General features: G+C 46.6%; 17 protein-coding genes. 10 read left to right on the top strand and 7 right to left on the bottom strand.

All coding sequences use genetic code 11. The features are described 5' to 3' along the window. The first annotated feature begins 69 nt into the window (after positions 1 to 69). Complete coding sequence (locus FOT42_RS13380; protein WP_151891054.1) at positions 70 to 1845, top strand: M14 family metallopeptidase; 1776 nt, start codon at positions 70 to 72, stop codon at positions 1843 to 1845. Here the strand turns inward: FOT42_RS13380 and FOT42_RS13375 are convergent. Continuing rightward, on the bottom strand, positions 1835 to 2434 hold the full coding sequence (locus tag FOT42_RS13375) for an NUDIX hydrolase (RefSeq protein ID WP_151891053.1): 600 nt from the start codon (positions 2432 to 2434) through the stop codon (positions 1835 to 1837). The two genes, FOT42_RS13380 and FOT42_RS13375, sit on opposite strands and share 11 nt — an antisense overlap. Before the next feature lie 7 nt (positions 2435 to 2441). Between FOT42_RS13375 and pyrE the strand changes: the two genes are divergently transcribed. Together pyrE and FOT42_RS13365 are read left to right on the top strand one after the other, a co-directional pair. Next, complete coding sequence (pyrE, locus tag FOT42_RS13370; RefSeq protein WP_151891052.1) at positions 2442 to 3080, top strand: orotate phosphoribosyltransferase; 639 nt, start codon at positions 2442 to 2444, stop codon at positions 3078 to 3080. 9 nt (positions 3081 to 3089) lie between these two features. Next, on the top strand, positions 3090 to 3482 hold the full coding sequence (locus tag FOT42_RS13365; protein ID WP_151891051.1) for an SRPBCC family protein: 393 nt from the start codon (positions 3090 to 3092) through the stop codon (positions 3480 to 3482). Positions 3483 to 3603: 121 nt separating this feature from the next. Here FOT42_RS13365 and FOT42_RS13360 read toward each other — a convergent pair whose 3' ends face one another. Beyond that, positions 3604 to 4347 (bottom strand): biotin--[acetyl-CoA-carboxylase] ligase, encoded by a 744-nt coding sequence (locus FOT42_RS13360; RefSeq protein ID WP_151891050.1) that lies wholly within the window; start codon positions 4345 to 4347, stop codon positions 3604 to 3606. An 82-nt stretch (positions 4348 to 4429) separates the two neighbouring features. On the opposite strand from FOT42_RS13360, the gene rsfS reads away from it, so the two are divergent. The 6 genes from rsfS to FOT42_RS13330 are packed head-to-tail and all read left to right on the top strand — an operon-like array spanning position 4430 to position 9146. Then, the gene (rsfS, locus tag FOT42_RS13355; RefSeq protein ID WP_151891049.1) at positions 4430 to 4807 is read left to right on the top strand and encodes a ribosome silencing factor; all 378 of its coding nucleotides are present in this window, start codon (positions 4430 to 4432) and stop codon (positions 4805 to 4807) included. 6 nt (positions 4808 to 4813) lie between these two features. Beyond that, positions 4814 to 6760 (top strand): ATP-dependent zinc metalloprotease FtsH, encoded by a 1947-nt coding sequence (gene ftsH, locus FOT42_RS13350; RefSeq protein WP_151891048.1) that lies wholly within the window; start codon positions 4814 to 4816, stop codon positions 6758 to 6760. 59 nt (positions 6761 to 6819) lie between these two features. Then, entirely contained in the window at positions 6820 to 7428 is a 609-nt protein-coding gene (locus tag FOT42_RS13345) for an LUD domain-containing protein (protein WP_151891047.1), read from the top strand. Between the two features lie 3 nt (positions 7429 to 7431). Next, positions 7432 to 8235 (top strand): phosphatidate cytidylyltransferase, encoded by an 804-nt coding sequence (locus FOT42_RS13340; RefSeq protein ID WP_151891046.1) that lies wholly within the window; start codon positions 7432 to 7434, stop codon positions 8233 to 8235. Then, positions 8225 to 8890 (top strand): phosphatidylserine decarboxylase family protein, encoded by a 666-nt coding sequence (locus FOT42_RS13335; RefSeq protein WP_151891045.1) that lies wholly within the window; start codon positions 8225 to 8227, stop codon positions 8888 to 8890. The genes FOT42_RS13340 and FOT42_RS13335 overlap by 11 nt, the downstream gene beginning before the upstream one ends. Continuing rightward, positions 8883 to 9146, top strand: a complete 264-nt coding sequence (locus tag FOT42_RS13330; protein WP_151891044.1) for an acyl-CoA-binding protein — start codon at positions 8883 to 8885, stop codon at positions 9144 to 9146. The genes FOT42_RS13335 and FOT42_RS13330 overlap by 8 nt, the downstream gene beginning before the upstream one ends. On the opposite strand, the gene FOT42_RS13325 is transcribed toward FOT42_RS13330, so the two are convergent. From FOT42_RS13325 to FOT42_RS13305, 5 genes are all read right to left on the bottom strand, one after another. Beyond that, positions 9143 to 10411, bottom strand: coding sequence for a sterol desaturase family protein (locus tag FOT42_RS13325; RefSeq protein WP_151891043.1), 1269 nt, complete (start codon positions 10409 to 10411; stop codon positions 9143 to 9145). The genes FOT42_RS13330 and FOT42_RS13325 overlap by 4 nt on opposite strands. A 53-nt stretch (positions 10412 to 10464) precedes the next feature. Beyond that, positions 10465 to 11298, bottom strand: a complete 834-nt coding sequence (locus FOT42_RS13320) for a sugar phosphate nucleotidyltransferase (RefSeq protein WP_226789895.1) — start codon at positions 11296 to 11298, stop codon at positions 10465 to 10467. A 5-nt stretch (positions 11299 to 11303) separates the two neighbouring features. Next, positions 11304 to 12356 (bottom strand): GHMP family kinase ATP-binding protein, encoded by a 1053-nt coding sequence (locus tag FOT42_RS13315; protein WP_151891041.1) that lies wholly within the window; start codon positions 12354 to 12356, stop codon positions 11304 to 11306. Between the two features lie 7 nt (positions 12357 to 12363). Continuing rightward, on the bottom strand, positions 12364 to 13752 hold the full coding sequence (locus FOT42_RS13310) for a Gfo/Idh/MocA family protein (RefSeq protein ID WP_151891040.1): 1389 nt from the start codon (positions 13750 to 13752) through the stop codon (positions 12364 to 12366). Between the two features lie 100 nt (positions 13753 to 13852). Continuing rightward, positions 13853 to 16483, bottom strand: coding sequence for a valine--tRNA ligase (locus FOT42_RS13305; RefSeq protein WP_151891039.1), 2631 nt, complete (start codon positions 16481 to 16483; stop codon positions 13853 to 13855). Between the two features lie 197 nt (positions 16484 to 16680). On the opposite strand from FOT42_RS13305, the gene FOT42_RS13300 reads away from it, so the two are divergent. Beyond that, positions 16681 to 17067, top strand: a complete 387-nt coding sequence (locus FOT42_RS13300; protein ID WP_108424388.1) for a DUF1573 domain-containing protein — start codon at positions 16681 to 16683, stop codon at positions 17065 to 17067. Positions 17068 to 17114 lie beyond the last annotated feature (47 nt).

Raw genomic sequence — 17114 nt, 5'->3', positions numbered from 1 at the left:
TTCGTTATTTTTGGGATTGCCAAAACGTAAATTCCGTTTTGGCCCTACTGATAACAAATACGTGGCACCTTGAAACATATCCTCTCTTTTGCAGTCCTGTTCCTTTTCATATCCTGTGAAACCGAAACACAGAACAAGGAAACCTCTTACCAGACCGTTTACGAAGCATCCGGGGAGAAAGAGACCGCTACCTATGCTGAGACCATCGATTTTTATATAAAGTTGGCCCGAGACTTTCCACAGATCAACATACACACGATTGGAAAGACGGATAGTGGGCAGCCCCTTCATATGGTGACCTTCAATCCGGATGGGGACTTCAACTTTGAGAACATCCGAAAGGAAAAATCGATCATCCTCATCAACAATGGCATACATCCTGGCGAAAGCGATGGGATAGATGCCACCATGATGCTCTACAGGGACCTCGCCACCAAGAATGTGCCTGCACCCGAAAAAACAGTATTGGTCACCATACCCATCTATAACATTGGAGGTGCCCTCAACAGGAACTCGACCACCAGGGCCAACCAAAATGGTCCATTGGAATATGGTTTCCGCGGTAATGCCCTGAACTATGACCTGAACAGGGACTTCATCAAAATGGATTCCAAGAACGCCAAGACCTTTGCGGACATTTTCCATTTGGTAAAGCCCGATGTCTTCATAGACAACCATGTGAGCAATGGAGCTGACTACCAATACACGCTGACCCATTTGTTCACCCAACACAACAAGTTGGGCGGAGATCTTGGCGAATACCTGTACAGTTCCTTTATGCCCGACATCGAAAAGTCGTTGGCCGAAAAAGATTGGGACATCACTCCCTATGTGAATGTTTTCAACATGCCCCCAGAAATGGGTTTCAGTCAATTTATAGACCATCCCAGATATTCCACAGGCTACACCACGCTTTGGAGCACTTTGGGGCTGATGGTGGAAACCCACATGCTAAAGCCCTACAAACAAAGGGTCGATGGCACATACGAGATCATGGAAAGCTTGATCGCTGTGGTGGAAAAAGAGCATGAAAACATAAAGAACCTACGCAAGGTGACCTTGGAGACCAATTTGGACCTATCCGAATATTACCTGAACTGGCAAGTGGACACCACACAAAGTTCCACGCTCCAGTTTAAAGGGTTTGAAGCGGAGCGGCTCACAAGCGAAGTTACCGGACTTCCACGTTTAAAATATGACAGGACAAAACCCTTTACCAAAGAGGTTGTCTATCAGGACCAATATTACCCCGCCGACACTATTTCCGTTCCCGATGCCTATATCATTAGGCAGAGTCAACAGAAAGTCATAGAAAGATTGGATGCCAACAAAATCCAATATTTCAAATTGGACAAGGACACTACCCTGAACGTGGAAACCTATACCATCTTGGACTACAAGACCCGAAACGCACCCTATGAAGGACATTATCTCCATTATGGTACCAAGGTGGAGAAAAACACCAAAAAGATCACTTTCAAACCTGGGGATTATGTGGTTCCCACCCGCCAACCGGGCATAAGATACCTTTTGGAAACCTTGGAACCGCATGCCGTGGACTCCTTTTTCAACTGGAACTTCTTTGACACTTTCCTTCAGCAAAAAGAAGGTTTTTCGCCCTATGTCTTTGAAGATGTTGCCTTGGATATGCTACAGAAAGATTCCATACTTCGTCAAAATTTTGAGGCCAAAAAGAAACTGGACCTCAATTTTGCGAACAACTGGTACGCACAACTGGATTGGATTTTCCAACGTTCCGTGCATCTGGAAGAAGCCTATCTCTCCTACCCCGTTTACAGGGTGGCAAAGGGCAGTGAGGCTTCTGGGATTTTGGCTAGGAAATAAATGGGTCGTCAAACAATAGCCTAATATTTTTGTATGAATTTTTTAGGGCCTTCGCCGCTTTTTCGGGGCCTTTCCATTTCACTTTTTTGATGCCTTCGGCCTTCTCGGCGACCAATTTCCCATCATAATCCGTGGACATCAGAAACCAATGGGTCTGCTTCAACTGGTATTCCCCATTGCGCTTGAATACATGGTAGGTGGTTCGCAGAAACTTCTCGATGACCAAACCAGTCACCCCGGTCTCCTCCTCCACTTCGCGGACAGCAGCATTTTCAATGGATTCGCCTTTGTCCACCTTTCCTTTGGGCAGGTCCCATTTTCCATTTCGATGGATGAACAGCACCTTTCCCTTTGGGTTCACCACAAAACCACCCCCAGCGACCACCACGGGGATCTTGTGCATAAAAAGTTTGAGTATTTTGTTCCCGTCCGGATGGTACAGATAGGCCTTTTTCAATTTCTTCTTGGACAACAGCTCAATGGCCTCCATTATGGAATCACCGTCCAACGAAAACAGGTTGCCGTTGGATTTTTCCGGGCGCTCGTTTGTTAAGATCAGTGGGGACTCATTAACAAAAACTTCATACATTTGCGCAATGGTTTTAGATAAGGGAATTGCTAAAAAGACAGCAGAGCTGCTTTTACAAATTAATGCAATAAAGTTGAAACCCGAAAATCCCTTTACATGGGCATCTGGGTGGAAATCCCCAATTTATTGCGACAACAGGATCATGCTCTCCTATCCGGAAATCCGGAACTTTGTGAGAGAGGAAATGGCCAAACAAGTGGAAAACCTCTACGGAAAGCCCGATGTCATCGCCGGTGTGGCCACAGGAGCCATAGGAATAGGCATTTTGGTGGCAGAAGCGTTGGGACTTCCCTTCATCTATGTGAGGCCCGAACCCAAATCCCATGGACGGCAGAACCAGATTGAAGGCCAATTTGAATCCGGCCAATCCGTTGTGGTCATCGAAGACCTCATCAGTACGGGAAAAAGCAGCCTCAACGCCGTTAAGGCCCTAAAGGACCAAAATGCCAAAGTAAAGGGCATGCTGGCCATCTTTACCTACGGTTTTCCCGTGGCGACCACCAATTTTGAGCAGGAAGGCGTGGAACTGCACACCCTCTCTGACTACGAGCACTTGGTGGAACAGGCATCCGAGACCCATTATATCAAAGAATCACAACTGAAGACCCTGCTGGAGTGGAGATCCAATCCACAGGAATGGAAATAAACGAACACCATGCACATAGAAACCTCCAAAAAGAAAGTATCCAAGAACGATAAGGACGTATTTGACTTCCTCACGGACATCAAAAATTTTGAAACCTTGATGCCAGACAACATCGACAAGTTTGAGGTGCTGGATGAAAAGACCTTCAAATTTGCCCTAAAGGGCATGCCCGAAATCGTGCTCAGACTGAAGGAACAACACCCCTACGATAAAGTGGTCCTGGGCGCGGCCAGTGACAAACTGCCCTTTACCCTGACGGCTGACATTACGGCCTTGGGAGAAAATGAAAGCGAAGTGGGCCTTAGTTTCGAAGGTCAGTTCAATGCCATGATGGCCATGATGATCAAATCTCCCATCACCAATTTCATGGAGACACTTTCCAAAAACTTGGACAAAATATAGCTGAAGCTGAAGGCAAGTGTGCGGTGTCATTATACTGTATCTTGTTCAAGTTCAAGTATCAAATCCAACAAAAGGAAGCACCAAGCCGCAATAACCAAATAACTCAATACCGAACAACAGTTCAATAGAGCAAGGTTACCTCCTTCAGGTCATATTCCCTAAAAATGTGGTCCTCAAGCTCCAAAACGAGCTTGCCTGAATCCGACACCCTTCGAATGAATCCCATGAATCGTTCACCTTTGGCATTGGTAAAAGTGGACGGTTTGTCCTTTCTGAACAGGCATTTTTCGTAGCTTGGCAAAAGTTGGGCCATGGTTTTTCCCTCGATTTCATCCAAATGCAGATGGAGTTTGTCCAAGATGCTGTGCAGCAGTTCATCAAGGTCATAAAAATGTCCCGTGATGGATTTCATCGAAGCCGCTTTTTCAAGATTTTCAAAATGGCCCTGGTTCACGTTCAACCCGATTCCTATAATCGAATTTTGGACCCATTGTCCTTTTAGGACATTTTCAATCAATATACCGCCAATTTTGAAGGAACCTGACATAATGTCGTTGGGCCATTTCACCATCATATTGGGCACGGAAAGCCCCTCCAACGTATCACAAACTGCCAATGACACCCCGATGTTCAGCAAAAATTGCTGTTCAACGGACATTGAGCTATACTTTTTCAAAATACTGAATGTCAGATTTTTACCCTCTTCTGACTGCCAAACAGAACCCATTTGTCCCCTTCCCTTGAGCTGCTTTTTTGCGACAACGACCGTATAATCGGCCAACTGTGCTGATTGCGACAGTTCCTTCAAATACACATTTGTGGAATCCGTGGCATCAAGTTTGATTATCCGAGTATGTTCTCCCAATGTGGTACGCCTTATTGATTTGTTAAAAACTAAGGCTAAGAAAACAAAAAAAACATAACTTTGTAAAAACTAAATTTTTTGAATGCAGAAAACGAAAGCCAGCGCAGATGAACTGATTGCCTTGATTTTGCATGGGATAGAAGACGTAAAAGGAGTTGATATAAATCTACTGGACCTCAGGGAAATCGAAAACACAGTTTGTGACTACTTCATAATCTGCAACGGTACTTCCAACACGCATGTCAATGCAATTGTTTCCTCTATCCAAAAAACCGTAAGCAAGGCCATCCAAGATAAGCCTTGGCACATTGAAGGTTCAGACAACGCAGAGTGGGTATTGATGGACTATGTCAATGTGGTGGTACATGTATTTCAAAAACATATCAGGGAATTCTACGACATTGAAGGACTTTGGGGAGATGCCAAGGTAACGATGGTGGAGAGCAGCTACAATTCTTAAAAAACAATGGCAAAAGAAAACAATCCAAATACCCCTAAGAAACCCCGTTTCAGTTCGTGGTGGATATACGGCGTGGTCATCGCCCTGATCATCGGCTTCCAGTTCTTTGGAGGAAGCAGTTTCTCCAGTACCGAGAAGACCACGACATCCGAGCTGCAGGAATTTTTGCGGAATGGTGACATCGCCAAGATCGTCATCATTACCAATACCCGTCAGGCCAAGGTATATCTTACCGAAGAAGCCCTTAACAAGGATGTGCACAAGGGTGTGGCCAAAAAGCCCCTTTTCCCTTCTTCCAGTTTGATGCCCCAGTATATCCTGGACTATGGTGATCTACAGATTTTCCAGAACGAGATCACGGAGATCAAGAAAGAGAACAACCTGGACACCATTGTGGAATTCGACACCGAATCCAATGTGCTGGGCGATCTATTGTTGTCCTTGCTGCCCTTTGCACTGATCATTGCCATCTGGATCTATTTGATGCGCAGGATGTCAGGAGGTGCCGGAGGAGGTGCCGGGGGACAGATCTTCAACATCGGAAAATCCAAGGCCAAACTATTTGATGAAAAGACCGATACCCGCACTTCCTTTAAGGATGTGGCCGGTTTGGAGGGTGCCAAGGAAGAGGTGCAAGAGATTGTCGAATTCCTTAAAAACCCAGACAAATACACCTCGCTTGGAGGAAAAATACCCAAAGGGGCCCTTTTGGTAGGACCTCCTGGAACAGGTAAGACCCTTTTGGCCAAGGCCGTGGCAGGAGAGGCAAAAGTGCCTTTCTTCTCCCTTTCAGGTTCCGATTTTGTGGAAATGTTCGTAGGTGTGGGAGCTTCCCGCGTGCGCGACCTTTTCAAACAGGCCAAGGACAAGTCCCCTGCCATTATCTTTATTGATGAGATTGATGCCATAGGACGTGCCAGGGGCAAGAACAATTTTACAGGTTCCAACGATGAGCGCGAGAACACCTTGAACCAGTTGCTCACCGAAATGGACGGATTTGGTACCAACACCAACGTCATCGTACTGGCCGCCACCAACCGTGCCGATGTACTGGACAAAGCTTTGATGCGTGCCGGACGATTTGACCGTCAGATCTACGTGGACCTTCCCGATTTGAACGAGAGAAAAGAGATTTTTGAGGTGCACTTGCGCCCCATCAAGACTGCCGAGACATTGGACTTGGACTTTTTGGCCAAACAGACCCCGGGCTTCTCGGGTGCAGACATTGCCAATGTGTGCAACGAGGCGGCACTGATCGCTGCCCGTAAAGAGAAAAAGGCGGTGACCAAACAAGATTTCCTCGATGCCGTTGACAGAATTGTCGGTGGTCTGGAGAAAAAGAACAAGATCATCACCCCTGAAGAGAAAAAGACCATTGCTTACCACGAAGCCGGTCACGCCACCGTGAGCTGGATGCTGGAACATGCCGCACCTTTGGTGAAGGTCACCATTGTCCCACGTGGACAATCGTTGGGGGCTGCCTGGTATTTGCCCGAGGAACGCTTGATCGTTCGTCCAGAACAGATGTTGGACGAAATGTGTGCCACCATGGGAGGCAGGGCCGCTGAAAAGGTCATTTTCGACAAGATTTCCACAGGAGCCTTGAGCGATTTGGAAAAAGTGACCAAACAGGCCAGGGCCATGGTCACCATATATGGTCTGAACGATAAATTGGGGAACATCACCTATTACGATTCCTCTGGGCAGAACGAATATGGCTTTACCAAACCCTATAGTGAGGAGACTGCCCAACGGATCGATCAGGAAATATCCAAAATGATAGAAGAGCAGTACCAAAGGGCCATTAAATTATTGGCCGACAACAAGGACAAACTTACCGAGCTTGCTGACAGGCTTTTGGAAAAAGAAGTTATCTTTAAGGACGATCTGGAAAAGATTTTTGGCAGAAGGCCTTTTGAAAAAGAGGAGGAAAAACTGGAACCTGCCAAATAGATTGGGTTCCAAGCAATGGAGTCTAAACTGAAATAGGAAAAATGCACTCGATACGCTAAATGGGAGTTTTTAAGAAGATTTTCGGAGGAGGAAAAAAGGTTTCCAAGGAAACTTTGGAAACCCGTGGAGACCACATGCCCGATCTGAAAATTCCCATTGACGAAAAGTTTACGATCTATTTCAAGAAAAACGGGGGCAAGTTCATCTATTGCGAGGATTTTTCAGAAATATCCGAAGCGTTGAAAAATATCATTTCGGAGAACAACTGGCAGAACCACATGCTCTATTCCCTCGACCCCAGGTTGGAGACCCGTTTTGCTTCTGAAAAACTTGAATTTACAAGCAACCGGCAGGAAAGTGACATTTTCTTCACTACCTGCGAGCACCTTGTCGCCCACAATGGTTCCATTTTGGTCTGTTCCAACCAAATCAAGGAAAAGAAATTGGACGAGCTCCCTTCCAACCTGATCGTGTTTGCCACTACCAGTCAATTGGTGGATTCCATCAGCGGGGCACTCAAGATCATCAAGGAAAAATACAGAAAGGACATTCCCAACAATATCACCACATTAAAGCACTTTCAACCCACACCGGAGAACAAGGACGATTTCCTTTCCTATGGAAGTGCCTCAAAAAATGTCTATCTTTTACTCCTGGAAGACTACTAGTACATGAAAGAGATTTTAAGGCGCTCCATAACGGGGGTCATCTACGTGGTGCTTCTCTTGGGAGCGGTTTTTTTAAGTTCGGACGCCTTTGACTTCCTGTTCATGGCTTTTGGACTGGCCTGCCTGTATGAATTCAAACGCATCGTAAAGCTTAGGGGATACTACATCTTTGTCGCCTATCTGGCACTCTGGTGGATATTCATCTATCTGGTTCAGGACGGCGCACTGGTAACGCTCCTGATGTTACTGACCATAACGGTAGACTTGGCGCTGCTCTCCTTTCTTTTCTCCAAAAGACCAAAAGAGTTCACGGAACTCCAAAAATCCATCATTGCCGTTTTCTACATTGGTGGCGGATGTATTTTCCTGACCATGATTCCCTATAAGGACGATGCATTTGCCCAATTTTTGATCATGGGCATTTTTATCCTGATCTGGGTCAACGATACATTTGCCTATTTGGTGGGAAGGGCTTTTGGCAGAACAAAATTATTTCCCGCAGTTTCTCCAAAAAAAACCATTGAAGGTTCTGTAGGAGGTCTTATTTTTGCACTGGTGGCCGCATACATCCTTTCTTGGTACGAAACCAAGTTGAGCCTGATGGAATGGATGGCAATGGCCACCTTGATCGTGGTTGCGGGAAGCCTTGGCGATCTATTGGAATCCAAATTCAAACGTATGGCGGGAGTGAAGGACAGTGGTGCCATCCTTCCCGGACATGGTGGGGTTTGGGACCGATTGGACAGTTTGGTGTTCGCTTCCCCATTTGCATATTTGATACTTAATATTTTCTCCTATGTTTCATAAAGAGGGTCAAAAAATAGTCATTTTCACTTTTTTTCTGGTGGTCGCCGCCCTATTTGCCGCACAATACCTTGTTGATGTGGAATGGGCACGGTTCACCATACAGATTGCCGCCCTTGTTGTGCTCATCGCCATCCTCCAGTTTTTTAGGAATCCCAAAAGGCCAGTGACCCCCAACTTTGATGAAATCTTGGCGCCAGTTGATGGCAAGGTAGTGGTCATTGAGGAAGTGGACGAACCCGAATATTTTAAGGAACGAAGAAGACAGGTTTCCATTTTCATGTCACCCGTAAACGTGCATGTCACCCGATACCCAGCCAGCGGAACCGTAACCTATTCCAAATACCATCCCGGGAAATATTTGGTGGCATGGCACCCCAAATCCAGTACCGAGAATGAACGTACCACTGTAGTTCTGCACACTCCAAAATTTGGGGAGATCGGGTACCGACAGATCGCCGGGGCCATGGCCAGGCGTATCGTCAATTATGCGGAAGAGGGCGAACAGGTGGCACAGGGCGAAGATGCCGGATTCATCAAGTTTGGATCAAGGGTGGATCTTTTGTTGCCCCTGAATTGTAACGTCACCGTAAAATTGAACCAAAAAGTGACCGGGGCGAAAACCTGTATTGCATCTGTTAGAAAAGCCGATGACTGACGAAACGCTCCATAAAAAATTTGAGGAGGCAGTGGCTTTTGTGAACAGCTACACCGAACCTTTGCCTGCCGATCTTTTATTGAAACTGTATGCCTATTTCAAGATTGCCAACCGAAATTTTGACAATCCGGGCAGCAGGACCCCTTTGATCAATGCCTTCAAGGCCAATGCGCTGTTCCAAGCCAAGAACATGGGCCGAAAAGAGGCCATGGAAAACTACATTGAACTTGTCAACTCGGAATTGAAAAAGTTTTAGGACGCCAAATTGGGTGCCGCATAGGGCTTTTCAAAATAGGCAAAATAGACCCCTCCAAAAATGGTGGTCAAAAAATAAATTGCCACTAAATAACTGGCCATCGGCAAAAAAGAATCGATCCCAAACCAATCCTTGGTGAAGAAAATCAAGGCCAGCCCCGCCACTCCCCGGAACACTTCAATCCAGACAGCATATTTTTTTCGGTCCATCAAGGTCGTATATCCATAGACACCGACAAAAACAAACGCACCGAACAGCAAAAGCCCCTCAAAACCAATATTGGAATAATTGTAGAACATAAAGAGCATCAAAACCGTGGTCATAATCAGCTGGAACAAAGCATACGCCTTGAGCGAATTGGAAGCTTCCGGCCGGTATTTCTCAAAATTATAGACATCTTCAATGATCTCTACCGGATAGGCTTCCTTCACATCCGCAGGCCGCCAGCCAGTGGGCATGAACCAAATCCGCAGTTTGTCCCAATAGCTGTTCGTTCGCCAGGCATCCTTCACCAATCGCCACAAGTGTTGGAAATTGATGATGATGGGATTCCACGTATTGGCAGGTTTCAAGACACCATATTGGGGCGGTACCTCATCCAGTTCCTCCTGAAATGTTCCGAACATCCTGTCCCAAATACAGAATATCTGCCCCAGGTTCTTGTCGATATACTCCTTGTTGATGGCATGGTGCACACGATGTTGAGAAGGGGTAACGATTACATATTCCAACCATCCCATTTTTCCGATATGTTGGGTATGGTACCAAAACTGGGCAAAAAGATGGATGGGTGCCAAAACGGCTATGACCTCGTGCGGAACACCAAGAAGTGCGGCAGGAATCAACAGCAGCGCATAATAGCCCAAAAGATTGGAAATGGGCTGCCGAAGGGCACAGGCCAGGTTGAATTCTTCACTGCTATGGTGAATGACATGCTGGTTCCAGAAAAAATTGATGTGGTGGCTGAGCCGATGGTTCCAATACCCCGCAAAATCCAGTACAATGAAGGCCACCACCCAGACCAGCCATGTGGCCTTGATCTCGGTAAGGGCCAAATGTTCCAACAAAAATGGATAGCTGACCAGGACGAGTACCAGCCCCAAAGAGTCTTTCACCACATTCGTCAACCCCGAGCTGAGACTGCTCACGGTATCCATCAAGTTATGTTTCTGGTTTTTCACAAAACGGCCATAGAGCACTTCGAAGAGTACCAGACCTAGAAAGAAAGGGGTGGCATATAACAATGCCGTTGCATACGATTCCATTCCAAAAGTTTAAAATTTTAGTCGTTGCAAGTATGGGGCTGTGCACCATGAAGTTACTCCAAATTTTTGAATAATTGGATATCGTTGGCATCTGTCAGGTCGGGAATGTGTTCCAGACGTGGAATACAGAGCACACTCTGCGGGTCATCCATCACCAAATTCCCCACAGCCTTGGGAAGTTCCTTCTCGTCCCGAACCGGATCCAGGGGGCAATTCTGCAAATAGGGGTAAATGTCCTCACCATAAAAACTGAAGATGTTCATGCTCACACGGAGTTCCCCCGTTTCGTCGATATAGTTGGGCATATCCTGTAGAGTAGGTTTTTCAATGATCTTCTTCAGGAAACCATCTTCGGAAATATCCATGACCGCAAATTTGGAGATACGCTCGTCCGTAAACTCAAATCCGGAACTGGCATAACTGATGAGTGCGTTGGCCGCTTTTCTTTCACTCCGCAAATCTTGTAGAGCCCCAACGGAATATAGGTTATCCCCATTACAGACGGTAAAAGTGGATGTTTTGAGCACCGGATATTGATCCAAACATTGCTGAAGGGCATCTGCAGTTCCCAAGGGCTTTTCCCTGTCGCCCGGCACCTTCTGGATGGCCATGAACACCTGCAAACCAGAAGGAAGACCTCCATGATCTACCAGATTTTTGAAAGCCTCATTCCCTGGACTTGTAATCAAATAGAGGTTTTCATAACCAGCTTCCATGGCATTCCTGACCAGATAAAACAAAAAAGGCTTCCCATTTTTTCCAACGGGAATAAGGCTTTTATGCGGAATGTGGTCCATCACGCCCTTGTTTTTTCGATCTGATGACAGACTTCTTTTCATTCGGGACGAAGCCCCTCCTACCATGATCACCAAACTATTGTTTTCCATGTTCACTATTGTGTTATTTCAACTTCGTATACTGCCTTGGCCCCTGCATCCATAAAAGCTTGCCGTACTTTTTCCTTGACATCCCCAATGACCATGGCCACCATGCAGCCACCTCCACCCGAACCTATGGTTTTTGCACCGATGGCCCCTGCCCCAATGGCTGCCTCCATCATCCGTACCATTTCGGCGGGGGTATTCTGGATCTGTTCCTGAAGGATTTTTTGGTGCATATTCATCAAATCTCCCAATTTTTGAAGGTTGGGCAATTTATTCTGCAGTTCCTTCTTGGCCTCGAGCGTGATCTGATAATTATGGATGGCCGCATACCAATGGTTCTGAAATTCATTCGGGACCCATTCCAAGTATTTTTCATAATCATCCAAAACAGACTCCTTCAAAACAAATCCGGGGTGGTTCCTTTTCACGGCCTCGACCGCATTTTGGGCATAGACACGGGCATTCTTGAGCACTTCGAGGGTCTTTTTGGCCAGTCCTGATTCGGCCACCAGCAATTGTCCCATGTTGCCCACCAAGCGTTCACTTTGTCCACTTTCGGTATCGATATAAATCAGACCTCGCTGCGCAATGGTGTATTGATCCATCAATCCACCTGGGGAATCGAAGAACAAGACTTCGGCTTCATAGGCCCATCTACCCACCTGAAAGTCGCTTGTTTCGTCCAATTTATCATTTATCGCCACCAAAAAACGGATCCAGGCCACCAATAGGGCCGAGGAACTGGAAAGGCCTGCGTTAACTGGGATATTCCCCGAGATTTCGACCGTATATCCTTGTCGGTAATAAAACCCCTCATTCTTTAAAACGGACATGGCCGAACGGAAAAAATCACCGGGCCGGACATTTTTTAGGTCATCGTCCAAAGCAATGAAGTCTTCCTCTCCCAGATCCAATAGTTTCAAAATAAATTTTCTTTGGGTATTGGGTCGGGCCGTTATGTTGATATAGCGATCTATGGCTCCCGCAATTACCGGAAGTCCCAGATAATCTTGGTGGTCCCCATAAAAGCAGATACGTGCCGGAACTTGTATTTGAATCATGTGATGGTCAGTTTATAATATCCAAGGGTGTGGTTTCTTTCCAGTTGCCCCTGGTAAAATCAGGAAAGGGTTGTGGGGCCCCGCCACTGGCAACGGAACGCTCGCTCAATGGCGAAACGGCACTCCAGAGACATCCTTCATAGACGTTTTGGTCCAAGGGAAGTCCTTTCTGGAGGCACTCCACGATACGATAGACCATGATTCCGTCCATACCTCCGTGCCCGCTGCCTTTGGCCGCTTCGTTCAGCCTTTTGTATAGTGGATGGTCGTATTTTTCATATAATTTTTCCAATTGTTCGCCCTGCACCCAGGAATGGTGGTCCTTGGTGAGCCCCTCAACACCTCCTTCGAGCGCGACCCGTGTTGGAAATCCGGCCAATGTACCTTTGGTACCCTGGATCAAGTTCAATCTGGAATAGGGCCTGGGACTGGTTTCGTCCCATTGTACCATGATAGTCCTACCTAGGTTCGTTTTGATGATGGAAGTGTTCAAGTCCCCTCCCTTGAACTCCAATTGGTTCCACTTATGGTCTTTTGGATAGTTCTTTTCCGCATAGAGCTCCCGCCCTCGTGATGGGGTGGAGAAGGAAACCAGACTTCCAAAGGTGTCTTCTCCCCTGGCCAAGTTCATATATTGGGCAACGGGACCCAAACCATGGGTAGGATATAGGTTTCCATTTCTCTTGGCATAATGATGGGTGCGCCAAGAACCCGTGCCCCTTTCCTGCTCCTCCATCTGCCATCGCAATTCGTGGATATAAGCGGCCTCGCCATGTAAAATCTCACCGATCACTCCTTGCCTGCACATATTCAGGAACATGAGCTCATCTCGACTGTAGTTCACGTTTTCCAACATCATGCAATGTTTTTGGGTACGCTCACTGGTATCCACAATGTCCCACATTTCTTGAATCGTCAATGCGATGGGTACCTCCACAAAGGCGTGGGCACCTTGCTCCATCGCACCGATGGCCATGGGGGCATGGTTCACCCAATTGGTGGCAATAAAGACCACATCTGGCCGCACCTCCTGCAACATTTTTTGCCATTGGTTTCCATCGCCCCAATATTGCGCTATGTTTTTATGCTTGTTTGGTCCGCCTGCCTCTTTTACCCACTGTGTCTTCTCCTTGACCAAATCTTCATAAAGGTCACAGATGGCAACGACTTCGGTACCCTCCAAGGCCGCAAAGAACTTGGCATGGGTGCCTCCCCGGGCCCCTACCCCGATGAAGGCGGCACGGACCTTTTCAATCTTCGGAGCGGAAAAACCGCCCATGTAGGTCGATGAGATCGGTCTATCGGGGGCTGCCTTTAAATAATTGGGGGCAATGGCCACCGCAGCAGCCGTCAAGGAAGTTTTTTGAATAAAACTTCTTCTATTGAGGTTTTTCATGGTCCATAAAAAGTGTTGGTTCTAATCGATTCCAAAGTATGAAAAAAAATAAAAAGGGAAGCTGGCTTCCCTTTTCAAAAAATGTCCGAATAACCAAAGGTTATTGTAAACTGGCCAAGCTTTTCTCCAAAGTCTCGATCTTGGCCTCGGCATCTGCAGCCTTTTTTCGTTCGATGGCCACCACCTGTTCCGGGGCATTGTTCACAAAGCGTTCATTGCTCAATTTACCTTGTACCGATTTCAAAAAACCTTTGGTGTATTTAAGTTCCTCCTTGATCTTTGCAATTTCGGCCTCCACATCGATGGCACCACTTATCGGAATGAAATACTCGTTGCTCTTCACCCTAAAGGTCAGTGCACCATCCAAACTGGCATCTGTAACCTCTAAATTCGACAGGTTGGCCAACTTCCGAATAATGGCATCCATTTGGTTGTCCACTCCTTCGGCATTCATCATGAAAAGTTCCAATGCATCTTTTTGGGGAATGCTTTTTTCCTTTCGGATGGTCCTGATACCGGAAATCACCTCAGCAGCGAAATCAAATCCATTGATCAGTGCCGTATCCACTTTACCTGGTTTTGGCCATTGGGACACGATCAATGCTTCTTCAGGGGTTCGCTGGGCAATATGTTGCCAGACTTCTTCGGTCAAAAATGGCATGAACGGGTGCAGCAACTTCAAATTTTCTTCAAACAGTTGTATGACCGCATCAAATGTTTTGGTATCGATGGGCTTTTGGTAATCCGGTTTCACGATTTCCAACAACCAGGAACAGAAATCGTCCCAGACCAATTTATAAATGGCCATTAGGGCATCGGAAATACGGTATTTGGAAAAATGGTCCTCTATTTCCACCAACGTCTGGTCAAACTTGGCCTTGTACCAATCGATACCTACTCTGGCCGCTTCGGGCTGCGGGATATCGGCAATCTCCCATCCCCTTACCAACCGGAAAGCGTTCCAAATTTTATTGGCAAAGTTGGAACCTTGTTGGCAAAGTGCCTCATCGAACAAGAGATCGTTGCCCGCCGCAGAACTCAAAAGCAGTCCCACGCGAACACCATCGGCCCCAAAATCCTCGATCAATTTTAGTGCATCGGGCGAATTCCCCAACGATTTGGACATTTTCCGACGCTGTTTGTCACGGACCAATCCGGTCAGATATACATTTTCAAAAGGCCTTTTTCCACGGTATTCATATCCGGCCATGATCATACGGGCCACCCAGAAAAACAGGATATCCGGTCCAGTGACCAGGTCATTGGTCGGGTAATAATAGTCCACTTCTTCATTGTCCGGCTCCAAAATACCACCAAACACACTGATGGGCCATAGCCACGAGGAAAACCAAGTGTCCAAAACGTCCGGGTCTTGTGTCAAGTCCGAAGCCTGAAGTCCGAAGTCCGAAGTTTTTTCCTGTGCCAATTTCAGGGCTTCTTCAGGCGTTTCCGCCACCACAAAATCATCCTGTCCATCCCCATAATAGTAGGCCGGAATCTGCTGGCCCCACCACAATTGACGCGAAATGTTCCAGTCACGGATGTTTTCCATCCAATGGCGATAGGTGTTATCAAATTTGGATGGATATAGTTTGATGTCGTTCGTTTCCAGAACACCTTCGAGGGCCGGTTTGGCCAATTCTTGCATTTTCAGGAACCATTGGTCGGACAGTCGGGGTTCAATGACGGCTTTGGTCCGTTCCGAGGTGCCCACTTTGTTCATGTGCTGTTCCACTTTGACCAAATGGCCCTTTTCCTCCAGCTCCTTTGCAATTTCCTTGCGGACCACAAAACGGTCCTTTCCTTCGTAGTGAAGTCCAAAAGAGTTGAGGCTCGCATCTTCATTAAAGATATCGATGACCTCCAAATTGTGTTTGTCCCCAAGGTTTTTGTCATTTTCATCGTGGGCCGGGGTCACTTTCAGGCAGCCTGTCCCGAATTCCACATCCACATATTCATCCTCAATGATGGGAATCACACGTCCGCAGATGGGCACAATGGCCTTTTTGCCGCGGAGGTGATGGTACCTTTCGTCGTTGGGGTTGATGCAGATCGCGGTATCGCCCAGAATGGTCTCCGGACGGGTGGTGGCAATGGTCACTTTTTCGTCGGAACCTTCTATGGCGTAGGCCAAATAATAGAGATTTCCCTGTCTTTCTTCATAAATGACCTCTTCATCGGACAAGGTGGTCTTGGCCTCAGGGTCCCAATTCACCATTCGGTACCCCCTGTAAACCAATCCTTTATTATAGAGATCCACAAAAACTTTGATCACAGAAGCTGACATATCGTCATCCATCGTGAACTTGGTTCGGTCCCAATCGCAGGAGCAACCCAGTTTTTTCAACTGTTGAAGGATGACACCTCCATACTCATTCGTCCAGTCCCAGGCATGTTTTAGGAATTCTTCCCGAGAGAGGTTGGCCTTGTTGATACCCTCGTCCTTCAATTTGGCGACTACTTTGGCTTCCGTGGCGATGGAAGCGTGGTCCATTCCCGGTACCCAACAGGCATTTTTGCCCAAAAGCCTTGCCCTTCGTATCAAAACATCTTGGATGGTATTGTTGAGCATGTGCCCCATATGCAGCACCCCGGTCACGTTTGGTGGGGGTATCACAATGGTATAGGGCTCCCTTTTATCTGGTTTTGAACTAAAATACCCATGCTCAGTCCAGTAGGCATACCAGTGTCCTTCAACCCTTTGGGGTTCATATTTTGATGGAATCTCCATTTTTCGGTACAGTTTTTGTTAAATGGCTATGGATTGGTTTTTATTGAAGGGAAGCATAATGTTAATTTAATGCAATTCTCCTGATGGAAGCCAATCCAGAAATACGAAACAAAAATAAGTAACGTTATTACATAACAAAAGAATTTTGGATGCAGGTGACAAAACATCTACATTTGGAATTCACCCAAAAACCAAAAATGATGAAAAAAACTGTACTCATGCTGTTTGTCGGGCTTCTGTCTCTAGGGATATATGCCCAGGAAACTGCTAAGATTGAATTTAAGAGCGAGACCATCGATTACGGTGAAATTGAAAAAGGAAGTGACGGTGTCCGGGTATTTGAATTCACGAATACCGGAAGTTCACCTTTGGTGATCAGCAGTGTAAAATCAAGCTGTGGCTGCACCATCCCCAAAAAGCCTGAAGAGCCCATTATGCCCGGAAAGACCGGAAAAATTGAGGTAAAATATGACACCAACCGGGTAGGACCCATCAGAAAGGCCATTACAGTGACCTCCAATGCGGACACGCCCACCAAGGTTCTAAAAATAAAAGGGAACGTTAACGGCCCAGGAGCTAAGTAAGTAAAAAGAAAATTATGACCCTATCCCCGAAAAGCAATTGCTTTTCG

It is taken from the genome of Flagellimonas hadalis, assembly GCF_007785775.2.
GTDB lineage: Bacteria > Bacteroidota > Bacteroidia > Flavobacteriales > Flavobacteriaceae > Flagellimonas > Flagellimonas hadalis.
The sequence above is the reverse complement of the archived record's forward strand: the minus strand, read 5'-3'. Positions and strand labels throughout refer to the sequence as shown.